This window comes from Empedobacter brevis NBRC 14943 = ATCC 43319 (genome assembly GCF_000382425.1).
GTDB lineage: Bacteria > Bacteroidota > Bacteroidia > Flavobacteriales > Weeksellaceae > Empedobacter > Empedobacter brevis.
The window spans coordinates 1-11,841 of the sequence record NZ_KB908293.1 but is presented as its reverse complement, the minus strand read 5'-3'; the positions used below and the strand labels follow the sequence as shown (position 1 = coordinate 11,841).

Below are 11,841 nucleotides of genomic sequence, written 5' to 3'. Positions count from 1 at the left end.
AATAGAATATAAAAAACAATAAAATAATTTTTTAATAATTAAATACAATTATCATGACAGGAAGTATTGCAGCAATCGGAGCTGGTTTAGCAGTTTTAGGAGTTGGTTTAGGTATCGGTAAAATCGGTGGATCAGCTATGGAAGGAATCGCTAGACAACCAGAAGCGGCTTCAAAAATTCAAACAGCTATGATTATCGCAGCAGCCTTAATCGAGGGTGCAGGTTTATTTGGTATCGTAGTTGCGTTATTAGGTAACGGATAATATTTGAATTAAAATTAGCTTCAATAACGGTTGGTTGTTGAAGCTAATTCATTAAAAAATTAATTAGTAAAAAATAAAATTTAATACATACACACAATGGATTTAATTACACCTTCAGTTGGTCTTATTTTTTGGACTGCGGTCGTATTTATCATCTTATTAGTATTGTTAAGATCATTAGCTTGGAAACCAATTTTATCTGCAGTTAAAGAAAGAGAACAATCTATCGAGGATGCATTAAACGCAGCTAAAAAAGCAAAAGAAGAGATGACTTTATTAAACGCTCAAAACGAGAAGATCATGAAAGAAGCTCGTGCTGAACGTGATGCTATCTTGAAAGAAGCGCGTGAAATGAAAGAAAATATCATCAACGAGGCGAAAAATTCTGCAACTGTAGAAGCAAACAAATTAATTGAAAATGCTAAAACAGCGATCCAAAATGAAAAAGCATCAGCTATGGCTGATATCAAAAATCAAGTTGGACAGTTGTCAATTGAAATTGCTGAAAAAATCTTAACGAAAGAATTGGCAGACAAATCTGCTCAAGAAGCTTTGGTTAATGATGTTATTGATCACGTAAAATTCAATTAATCATGGCAGGATTCAGAGCAGCACATAGATATGCTAAAGGTTTGATGGAGTTTGCAACTGAAGCAAATCAAACAAACGAAGTGTATGCTGAAATGAATGAAGTTAGTCACATCATCAAATCAAATGACGATTTAAGAATTTTCTTAAATTCACCGGTGATTGATGTGAAGAAAAAAGAAGTTGCGTTGAGCGAGATTTTCAAATCTTTATCTAAAACTTCTCAAACATTCATTTCGTTAGTTGTAAGACATGGTAGAGAAAATATCTTGTCTAAAATTGCTGATCAATTTATTACATTATACGATCAGGCAAATAATATTGTGACAGCAGAAATTACTTCAGCTGTACAATTGGATCAACATACAATTGATAACATTATAGCAAAAGCAAAACAAACGTTAGCTGTAAATAGTCAAGTAAAAGTAGAAAACAAAGTTGATGCTTCTTTAATTGGAGGTTTCGTATTGAAAATAGGAAACAACCAAGTAGATTCATCGATTAAAACGAAGTTAGCTACACTTAAAAAAGATTTTTCGAAAAACGATTACATTCCTAAATTTTAAATATTTCACAGATGCCAGAAATAAATCCAGCTGAAGTATCAGCTATTTTAAAACAACAACTTTCTAGCTTCGATTCAGCAGTTGAATTAGCAGAAGTTGGAACCGTTCTAACTGTTGGGGATGGTATTGCTCGTGTTTACGGGTTAGACAATGCTCAATACGGAGAATTAGTAGAATTCTCAAACGGGTTAGAAGGAATGGTACAAAACCTTGAAGAAGACAACGTAGGTATTGTACTTTTCGGACCTTCAAAAGGTATTAAAGAAGGTGACACAGTAAAACGTACGAACAAAATTGCTTCTATCAATGTTGGTGAAGGAATGTTAGGACGTGTTGTTGATATGTTAGGAAATCCTATCGATGGTAAAGGACCTATCGAAGGACAATTATATGAAATGCCTATCGAGCGTAAAGCTCCTGGTGTAATCTACCGTCAACCGGTAAACGAACCGTTACAAACAGGAATCGTTTCAATTGACTCAATGATTCCAATTGGACGTGGACAACGTGAGTTAATCATTGGTGACCGTCAAACAGGTAAAACATCTGTTGCTTTAGATGCAATCTTAAATCAAAAAGAGTTTTACGATAGAGGTGAAACAGTTTTCTGTATTTATGTAGCAGTAGGACAAAAAGGTTCTACAGTAGCAGGAATTATGAAAACATTACAAGATCACGGTGCAGATAAATATACAGTAGTCGTTGCTGCAAATGCTTCTGACCCTGCTCCAATGCAAGTATATGCTCCAATGGCTGGTGCTGCAATCGGAGAATTCTTCCGTGACTCTGGTCGTCCTGCATTAATCGTGTATGATGATTTATCTAAACAAGCCGTTGCATACCGTGAGGTATCTTTATTATTACGTCGCCCACCGGGACGTGAAGCTTATCCTGGAGACGTATTCTACTTACACTCTCGTTTATTAGAGCGTGCTGCCAAAGTGATCAAAGATGATACAATTGCAGCTCAAATGAATGATTTACCGGAATCGATGAAAGGTATCGTAAAAGGTGGTGGTTCTTTAACTGCATTACCGATTATCGAAACGCAAGCTGGTGACGTTTCTGCTTATATCCCAACAAACGTAATTTCGATTACAGATGGACAAATCTTCTTAGAGTCTGATTTATTCAACTCTGGTGTTCGTCCGGCGATTAACGTAGGTATCTCTGTATCTCGTGTTGGTGGTTCTGCGCAAACAAAACCAATGAAAAAAGTATCTGGAACATTGAAATTAGATCAAGCTCAATACCGCGAGTTAGAAGCTTTCGCTAAATTTGGTTCTGATTTAGATGCAGCTACAATGAATGTAATTGGAAAAGGTGAGCGTAACGTAGAGTTATTGAAACAAGATGTAAACTCTCCAATTTCAGTAGAAGAGCAAGTAGCAGTTATTTTTGCGGGTACTAACGGGATGTTGAAAAACGTTCCTGTTAATAAAGTGAAAGAGTGGCAAGCGGATTTTATTGAGTTAATGCGCAACAAATATGCAGACACTTTAACATCTATCCGTTTAGGTAAATGGACAGATGAAATTATAGATGTATTGAAGAAAGTGATTACAGAAACTACTTCTAAGTACTAAGAAATATACAAATGAAACTTGAAGGTTTCAATCTTCAAGTTTCTTTTCATCCTTCATCTCAAATAGAATTATGGCAAATTTAAAAGATATACGTAACCGGATTACTTCTGTAGGTTCTACAATGCAGATTACAAGTGCTATGAAATTAGTATCTGCTGCTAAATTGAAACGTGCTACAGATTCAATCGTTCAGTTACGTCCTTATGCAGATAAATTACGTGAACTTTTACAAAATGTAAGTTCTACTTTAGAAGTTGAAGTAGGAGGAGCATTAACAGAAGAACGCGAAGTTAATAAAGTACTTTTAGTCATTATTAACTCAAACAGAGGTTTATGTGGAGGATACAATTCAAGTATTATCAAAAAAGTAAATGCTTTGTTGGCTGATGAATTAGCCGGTAAAGAAGTAGAGCTTTTAACAATTGGTAAAAAAGCATACGAAACGTTCAAAAAATCTCAATCAATCTACAAAAATGCATCAAGCATTTGGGATAATTTAAATTTTGCAGATGTAGCTGAGATTGCAGATGATTTAGTTGCTAAATTTGAAGAAGGTCAATTTGATCAAATCAGAATTATTTACAACCAATTTCAAAATGCAGCGGTACAAATCGTTCAAAATGAACAATTCTTACCAGTTGTTTTAGATAAAACAGAAGAGAAAGCTAACACAGCTGAGTTAGATTATATCTTCAATCCTTCTAAGGAAGAAATCTTGAAAGATTTAATTCCTCAAACGTTAAAAACGCAATTATTCAAAGCGGTATTAGATGCTAATGCTTCTGAACACGGTGCCCGTATGACTGCAATGCACAAAGCAACAGACAACGCAAGCGAGTTACAGAAAAACTTGAAAATCCAATACAATAAAGCTCGTCAAGCTGCTATTACAAACGAGATATTAGAGATCGTTGGTGGAGCAGAAGCATTGAATGCGTAAGACAAACGACTTTTATCTTATTTTAAATATCAAAAGCAATCTCTTTTATAGAGGTTGCTTTTTTTTTGCAATATTGTTTTTCGTTTAGTATGATTATTTATGAAGACTTTTTACTTTAATTGTATCAACTAAAAAGCCCTGAACACTGTTCAAGGCTTTTCTATTATCTCAATGAATTTTTAACATTCAATTTATTTCATCTGAAACAAAGGTCGAGAAGACATAAAGTCGTTTACACGGTCTGCAACTCCATCAATAACTTCTTCATTATCGATGTTCATTAAAACTTCGTCAATCAAATCTGCAACTGTCTGCATATCGGTTTCAACTAAACCTCTTGTCGTGATAGCAGCAGTTCCTAAACGAATACCAGATGTTACGAAAGGTGATTTGTCATCAAAAGGGACCATGTTTTTGTTGCATGTAATTTCCGCTAGTACCAATGCATTCTCTGCTTGTTTTCCTGAAATTCCTTTGTTACGTAAATCGATTAACATACAGTGATTGTCCGTTCCTCCCGAAACAATATCGTAACCTTTTGCCACTAAGGCAGCAGCCAAAGCTTTTGCATTTTTCACAACTTGTACGATATAATCCATGTAACCGTCAGACAAAGCTTCTTCAAAAGCAACCGCTTTAGATGCAATTACATGTTCTAAAGGACCACCTTGTGTTCCCGGGAAAACAGCACCGTTCAAAATTTGAGACATCATTTTTACTTCTCCTTTAGGTGTCTTCGCTCCCCAAGGATTTTCAAAATCTTTTCCCATCATAATTACTCCGCCGCGAGGTCCACGTAAAGTTTTGTGTGTTGTTGTTGTCACGATATGACAATGAGGCATCGGATCGTTTAAAATTCCACGAGCAATCAATCCGGCAGGATGAGAGATATCGGCCAATAATAAAGCGCCCACTTCGTCTGCCACTTCACGGAATTTAGCATAATCGATGTCGCGAGAATAAGCAGAAGCACCACAAATAATCATTTGAGGTTTTTCTTTACGTGCAGTTTCAGCCATTGCTTCGTAATCGATACGTCCGGTTTCTTTATCTACACCGTAGAAAGAAGTTTGATACGTTAAGCCAGAAAAATTAACAGGAGAACCGTGTGTTAAATGCCCACCATGTGATAAATCGAATCCTAAGATTTTATCTCCCGGTTTTAAACAAGCCAAATAAACTGCAGCATTTGCTTGAGAACCTGAATGTGGTTGTACGTTTGCATATTCTGCGTTGAATAAAGCTTTCAAACGCTCAATAGCGATCGTTTCTACTTCATCTACTACTTCACAACCTCCGTAGTAACGTTTTCCTGGGTAACCTTCTGCATATTTATTTGTTAAAACAGAACCCATCGCGCGCATTACATTGTCAGAAACAAAGTTTTCTGACGCGATTAATTCAATTCCGTTTAATTGTCTTTCTTTTTCTTCTTCAATCAAATCGAAGATTACATCATGTGCCATGTTTATTGTTTGTATATTATCTTTCAAATATAAGATATTATCTCTTCATTTAAAACCAACTTATAGAGAACATTATCATAAATTTCATCAACAATTTATTCACGAAGATGTATTTTGTTTGGGCGTTCCCTTCGGTCGGGCTATACGTTACAATCTTTGTTTGTTGAAAAAAAACAAACAAAGGATTTTCACTTCTATCCCTAACGCGTTTTAAGTTTTGAGTAACGCGTAATAATTTCGTTGTCTTTCCGAGCATATTGAGGAATCTTTCAATGTGATGCTGAAACGAATTCCGAATTTCTAACTTCGGGATTCATCTACTATCAAATACTCTCATTAAATTTACATGATGAAAAATCCTACTTTTTGTATCGGCTTAATGTCTGGAACCTCATTAGATGGTTTGGATATTTGTTATGTTAGGTTTGAGAACACTGATTCGTTTGAAATCCTAGAGGCAGAAACCATTTATTACACATCAGATTGGCGGACGAAATTAACTGAAGCTTATCAATATGCTGCGATGGACTTGGGTAAGTTAGATGTTGAATTCGGCTATTTTCTTGGTGACCAGGTCGCTGAGTTTATGCAAAAGCATAACATTCAGAAAGTTGATTTTGTTTCTTCTCACGGGCAAACCATTTTTCATCAGCCACAACATTCTTTTACATTGCAAATAGGGAATGGAGCTGCAATTGCTTCCCGGTGTTTCCAGAAAGTCGTGTGTGATTTTCGGACACAGGATGTTATTCTTGGAGGACAAGGTGCACCTTTGGTTCCGATTGGTGACGAATTGTTGTTTCATCAGTATGATGCTTGTTTAAACCTTGGGGGATTTTCAAACATTTCGCTGAACAGAAATAATAAGCGAATTGCATTTGATATTTGCCCTGTTAATATTGTATTGAACCATTATTCAAAATTGGAGGGGCTTGAATATGATAAGAATGGAGCACTTTCGAAACAAGGAGATGTTCATCAAGATTTGGTGGAGGAATTAAATCAACTTCAGTTTTATCAACAACCTTTTCCAAAATCATTGGGATTTGAATGGGTAGAAGCTAAGTTTTTAACAATTGTTGATAAGTACGAGATCTCAACCGAAGATAAGTTAAGAAGTTGCGTTGAGCACTTTGCAATTCAAATTCATAAAATCTTTACTGAATACGATATTAACAATGTGTTGATAACCGGGGGAGGAGTTCGAAATTTATTTTTTATGAACCGATTACGAGAATTGTGCGGGATCGAAATCATCGTTCCAACCGATAGTTTAATTGACTTCAAAGAAGCATTGATTTTTGCTTTTCTAGGATATCGCCGTTTAAATAACGAAATAAATTGTTTGGCATCGGTAACAGGAGCTTCAAGAGATCATTCTTCAGGAATAATATATAATCTATAAAATCTATATAATTAATAGAGTTTTAAATATTTTATTTACATTTGTCTTGTTACCAAGAATAAATGTAGGATGAAATACGAAAAAAATAAAGATATTATTTTATTGCATGGCTTGTTCGGAAGCCTTAGCAATTGGGAAGATGTGATCAAAAATTTAGAAAAAGATTACAATGTTTTTACACCAACTTTACCATTGTTTTCTAATCAGCTAAAAAGAAATTCGCTTCAATCATTGGTCCATTTTTTAGAAGATTATATCGAAGCTAATCATATTCATCACCCTATTTTAATTGGGAATTCTTTAGGCGGGCATCTCGCATTGTTGTATGCTTTAGCCCATCCGACCCTTGTCAATAAATTAATACTTGCAGGTAGTTCGGGATTATATGAAAATAATTTACAGGCATCTTTTGTTCGCATAAGAGATTACAACTATATTAAAAATAAAGTAGAAGAAATCTTCGAGACGAAAGATGTTGTAACGAAAGAATTAGTCGATGATGTTTTTTCTACAGCAAATACACCGACGAAAGCGTTGTCTATTATCTCTATTGCGAGAGATGCGAAACGGCAAAATTTAAAACATTTGTTGCATAAAATAAATCAACCTGTATTATTGGTATGGGGAAAGCAGGATATTGTTACTCCTCCGGATGTAGCAGAAGAATTTTATACCCATTTGCCCAACGCAAGATTAGCGTTTATAGATCGGTGTGGCCATGTTCCGATGATGGAACAACCTGTGATTTTCAATGAATATATTAATCAGTTTTTAACGGCGTAAGTATGAATCATCCTGAATATTTAGCATTCGCTTTACCCGCCTTTTTTCTGTTTCTATGGTTAGAATATGCTGTAGTAAAAAGGAAAAAATTAAAGAATATTTATAAATATGAGAGTTCAATTTCTAATATTTCAATTGGAATTGCAGAACGATTGTTAAATCTATTTATCACAGCCAGCTTTTATCAATTGTATAATTGGATATATGAAAATTATCGCCTTTTAGAGATTTCAAATGCTTGGTGGATCTGGATATTGATGCTTTTAGCAACAGATTTTGTTTGGTATTGGTATCATCGATTAGGACATGAAGTGAATATTTTTTGGGGTGCACATATTGTTCATCATCAATCTGAAGAATTTAATTTTACAGTTGCAGCACGTATCACAACATTACAAGCAATTATACGAAATGTATTTTGGTGTGTATTACCCTTTATAGGGTTTCATCCGAATTTGGTTATGACAATTTTGGTTGTACATGGAGTGTATTCTTTTTTTACACATACGCAGATGTTAGAGAAGCAAAGGTGGTTGGAATATATTTTTATTACTCCTTCTTTGCATGGCGTTCATCATGCCTCAGACGAAAAGTATTTAGACAAGAATTATGGCGATGTCTTCGTTTTTTGGGACAAATTATTTGGAACGTTTCAGAAAGAAGAAGAAAAGCCGAAATATGGTTTAACCCATCCTATTAATAGTTATAGTTTTCTGTGGCAACATTTTCATTATTATTTTGAGCTGTATGAAGCTGCAAAAAGAAAATCATCAATCAAAGAAAAATTAATCATTTATTTTGGCAGTCCGGCAGTTATGGATCAGGAAATTAGGCCGGTGATAGAGAAAAAATGGTTGTCAAAAAATAAATCGGAAAGTTATAATTTTAAATACAAAGGATACATTAATGGACAACTTATTTTATCGTTTGCCATGATGATTGCCCTGACGTACTATTTTGAGAAATTCGATGAATTCACAAAAATTTCTTTTACCGCATTTGTGTTGATTTCATTAATTAATATTGGTGCACAGTTGGAACAAAAAAGATGGTTGCCGTATTTAGAACATCTTAGATTTCTGCTGTTTTGTAGCTATTTTATTATCGAAAGTGAACATTATATGCTGTTCATTCTACCATTGGGTTTCATTGTTGTCATGGAAAAAATATTCAATTTTAGTAACTGGTATCAAAAAAGTATTTTGAAAATTATTTAGAAGTTCATGGATAATTTACACTTTATTGTACGATTAGGATTAGGCAATTAAAAACGGCTGCATTACTTTTACCGAACTAAAAAAAGAATAAATGATCGTTTCGAAACTTTTTAACAAATTTTTTCATAGCCAGACTTCAGGAGGAATTTTACTTATTTTCTGTACCGCCTTCTCATTATTATTAGCCAATTCACCATTTGCTGAATCTTATGATTCCATTTGGCAAGTGGATATGTTTGGACATTCATTTGCGCATTGGATAAATGACGGACTAATGGCGATCTTCTTTTTCTTAATCGGTTTAGAATTAAAAAGAGAAGTTTTTGTAGGTGAATTATCAGATACCAAAAAAGCAATTTTACCGGTGTTTGCTGCATTGGGAGGAATGTTAGTCCCGGCATTTATTTTCTTTTTGGCGAATAAAGGAACAGATACAATTCACGGTTTTGGTATTCCGATGGCGACAGATATTGCTTTTGCTGTAGCTATTATTACAATGCTGGGAAATCGTGTACCCTTATCGTTAAAAGTTTTTTTAACAGCTTTAGCAGTTATCGATGATTTAGGCGCGATTGTAGTCATTGCGTTGTTTTACCCAAATCCGGAATTACCTTTAGATTTCACACAGTTTGGAATTGCAATTGTAATTCTCTTAGGGCTTTTTGCTTTGAATAAACTGAAGGTAAAAAATATGATTCCATATATTATTGGTGGAACTGCTGTGTGGTGGTTTATGCTGCATTCAGGGATTCATGCAACCATTGCCGGAGTTTTGGTGGCATTTACCATTCCGTTCGAAAAAGATGACACCAAATCTCTTTCTGCAAAAATGGAAAACGCTTTACATATTCCTGTAGCATTTATTATTTTACCTCTGTTTGCTTTAGCAAATACTGCAATTACTATAGATGGAGGAGGATTGTCACATTTTAGTATCCCTTTGGCTACAGGTATTTTCTTAGGATTAGTTGTAGGAAAACCAATTGGAATTACATTGTTTACCTTTATAGCGGTGAAATTAGGTTTATGTGAATTGCCAACGGCGGTTAATTTTAAACGCGTTTTCGGAGTTGGTATCTTAGGAGGAATTGGATTTACAATGTCTATTTTTGTTTCAATGCTAGCGTTTAAAGATCCAAGTTATATAAATGAAGCAAAACTGATGATTCTTGTAGCATCTTTAACGGCTGCAGTCGTTGGCTTTATCGTATTAAGAATTTTATTAACAACAAGACAAGATTATTCAGATTAATTGAGAAGTTAGCATAATTAAAGAATAGAATCGAATTTTTCTTCAGAAGAATTCGATTTTTTTATTCTTACGCGTTGTATCTTCGTGTAAAATTTTAAATAAATGAGAACGTATCAAGAAACAATCAATTGGTTGTTTACAAATTTACCAATGTTTCAACGCGTAGGAGCATCTGCAATGAAAGCCGATTTAACAAATATTACTGCTTTGTGCGAATATTTAGGGAATCCGCAAAAGAAATTTAAATCAGTCCATATTGCAGGAACAAATGGTAAAGGAAGTACGTCTCATATGTTAGCTTCAATTTTTCAGGAAGCCGGTTATAAAGTAGGTTTAACAACCTCTCCTCATTTAAAGGATTTTAGAGAGCGTATTCGTGTAAATGGAGTAATGGTTGATGAAGAGTTTGTGATTAATTTTGTAGAGAAGCATGAAGAAAAAATTATTCAGCAAAAAGCTTCTTTCTTCGAAATTGCAATAGCAATGGCTTTTGAATATTTTGCTCAACAAAAAGTAGATATTGCAATTATCGAAACAGGTTTAGGAGGACGGTTAGACTCTACAAACATTATCTTGCCTGAACTTTCTGTAATTACAAATATAGGATTAGATCATACGCAGTTTTTGGGCGATACATTGGATAAAATTGCTTTAGAGAAAGCTGGGATCATTAAACCAAATACTGCTGTAGTGATTGGAGAGACAACTACTGAAACAAAATCTGTTTTCGAACAGATTTCAAAAGAACGAAATGCAGATGTACTATTTGCAGAAGATAAACATTTTCAAGATTTGCCCTCAGATCTGAAAGGTTCTTATCAAATCAAAAATAAACGTACTGTTTTAACAGCAATTGAACAACTGCAGAAGCAAAACTGGAATATTTCTGGAGAAAACATTTCAAATGGATTATTGAATGTTGTTAAAAATACAAGCCTTCGTGGACGTTGGGATGTTTTAGGTCATGATCCTTTAATTGTAGCTGACACGGCACATAACCCTCATGGTTTGGTAGAAGTTTCGAAACAAATAAACGAACAAGCGTATAATCAACTGCATCTGGTTTTAGGATTTGTAAACGATAAAGATGTGTTATCTATTTTGAAATTTTTTCCCAAAAAAGCAACTTACTATTTTTGTCAACCAGATGTTCCTCGTCAATATACGATTGACGAATTATACAAAATCATTCCGGAAGAGATGAAAGACAAACATTTTTTTGATACAGTAGAAAAGGCTCTGTTAGCAGCTAAGAAAAATGCATCTGAAAATGATATGATTTACATTGGAGGAAGTACTTTTGTTGTGGCTGAGGTTATTTAATTCTAGAATATAAGTTAAATATTAATCTGAATAGAGTAAAATAACAGTTTGTTTGTATCAAGTTAAAACGATAACCATAATTTAGTATTCAACTAAAAAAGGAGAACGATGAAGTTCTCCTTTTATAGTTAATAGCACGATGCTTCCACGATTCAATAACCCGAATTTCTCCTCTCTTTTCGTTGAATAATCACAAATCGCTAGACATTTTTTGGTTTTACCCTCTATAGATTTCGCGCTTGTTTTAGCAGGGATCCGGCCACTTTTCGGTTTTAATTTATGATTTTTTAAAAAATATTTAGCGATATAACAATGAGTTAGGGTATTTGTGTAAAATAAATGTAAATTTCGTTTGGAGTTTCGGAAAAATGGGTTGTATATTTGCAATCCCAATACGAAAGACGAGTAGTATTGTAGTTGACATAGGAGCTTATAAATACCGGAAATTATTT

At 34.3% G+C, this 11,841-nt stretch carries 12 protein-coding genes; 10 read left to right on the top strand and 2 right to left on the bottom strand.

Translation table 11 applies throughout. The features are described 5' to 3' along the window. Positions 1 to 53 precede the first annotated feature (53 nt). The 5 genes from atpE (at position 54) to atpG (ending at position 3,943) form a co-directional block, all read left to right on the top strand. Complete coding sequence (atpE, locus tag H277_RS0105445; protein ID WP_013598300.1) at positions 54 to 263, top strand: ATP synthase F0 subunit C; 210 nt, start codon at positions 54 to 56, stop codon at positions 261 to 263. A 96-nt stretch (positions 264 to 359) separates the two neighbouring features. Next, on the top strand, positions 360 to 854 hold the full coding sequence (locus H277_RS0105440; protein WP_019974574.1) for a F0F1 ATP synthase subunit B: 495 nt from the start codon (positions 360 to 362) through the stop codon (positions 852 to 854). 2 nt (positions 855 to 856) lie between these two features. Beyond that, complete coding sequence (gene atpH, locus H277_RS0105435) at positions 857 to 1,417, top strand: ATP synthase F1 subunit delta (RefSeq protein WP_019974573.1); 561 nt, start codon at positions 857 to 859, stop codon at positions 1,415 to 1,417. 11 nt (positions 1,418 to 1,428) lie between these two features. After that, positions 1,429 to 3,003, top strand: a complete 1,575-nt coding sequence (gene atpA / locus H277_RS0105430; protein WP_019974572.1) for a F0F1 ATP synthase subunit alpha — start codon at positions 1,429 to 1,431, stop codon at positions 3,001 to 3,003. 70 nt (positions 3,004 to 3,073) lie between these two features. Continuing rightward, positions 3,074 to 3,943, top strand: coding sequence for an ATP synthase F1 subunit gamma (gene atpG / locus H277_RS0105425; RefSeq protein WP_019974571.1), 870 nt, complete (start codon positions 3,074 to 3,076; stop codon positions 3,941 to 3,943). A gap of 191 nt (positions 3,944 to 4,134) precedes the next feature. On the opposite strand, the gene glyA is transcribed toward atpG, so the two are convergent. Beyond that, positions 4,135 to 5,409: a serine hydroxymethyltransferase gene (glyA, locus tag H277_RS0105420; RefSeq protein WP_019974570.1), complete on the bottom strand. Its 1,275-nt coding sequence runs from the start codon at positions 5,407 to 5,409 to the stop codon at positions 4,135 to 4,137. 349 nt (positions 5,410 to 5,758) lie between these two features. Between glyA and H277_RS0105415 the strand changes: the two genes are divergently transcribed. The 5 genes from H277_RS0105415 (at position 5,759) to H277_RS0105395 (ending at position 11,389) form a co-directional block, all read left to right on the top strand. Further along, entirely contained in the window at positions 5,759 to 6,814 is a 1,056-nt protein-coding gene (locus tag H277_RS0105415) for an anhydro-N-acetylmuramic acid kinase (protein ID WP_307723992.1), read from the top strand. 69 nt (positions 6,815 to 6,883) lie between these two features. Continuing rightward, on the top strand, positions 6,884 to 7,597 hold the full coding sequence (locus tag H277_RS0105410; protein ID WP_019974568.1) for an alpha/beta fold hydrolase: 714 nt from the start codon (positions 6,884 to 6,886) through the stop codon (positions 7,595 to 7,597). A gap of 2 nt (positions 7,598 to 7,599) precedes the next feature. After that, positions 7,600 to 8,814 (top strand): sterol desaturase family protein, encoded by a 1,215-nt coding sequence (locus H277_RS0105405; RefSeq protein WP_019974567.1) that lies wholly within the window; start codon positions 7,600 to 7,602, stop codon positions 8,812 to 8,814. A gap of 91 nt (positions 8,815 to 8,905) precedes the next feature. After that, the gene (gene nhaA / locus H277_RS0105400) at positions 8,906 to 10,066 is read left to right on the top strand and encodes a Na+/H+ antiporter NhaA (RefSeq protein ID WP_019974566.1); all 1,161 of its coding nucleotides are present in this window, start codon (positions 8,906 to 8,908) and stop codon (positions 10,064 to 10,066) included. A gap of 102 nt (positions 10,067 to 10,168) precedes the next feature. Continuing rightward, on the top strand, positions 10,169 to 11,389 hold the full coding sequence (locus tag H277_RS0105395) for a bifunctional folylpolyglutamate synthase/dihydrofolate synthase (RefSeq protein ID WP_019974565.1): 1,221 nt from the start codon (positions 10,169 to 10,171) through the stop codon (positions 11,387 to 11,389). Between the two features lie 81 nt (positions 11,390 to 11,470). Here the strand turns inward: H277_RS0105395 and H277_RS20405 are convergent. After that, the coding region (locus H277_RS20405) for a hypothetical protein (protein ID WP_221406893.1) at positions 11,471 to 11,841 on the bottom strand (371 nt) is incomplete at its 5' end.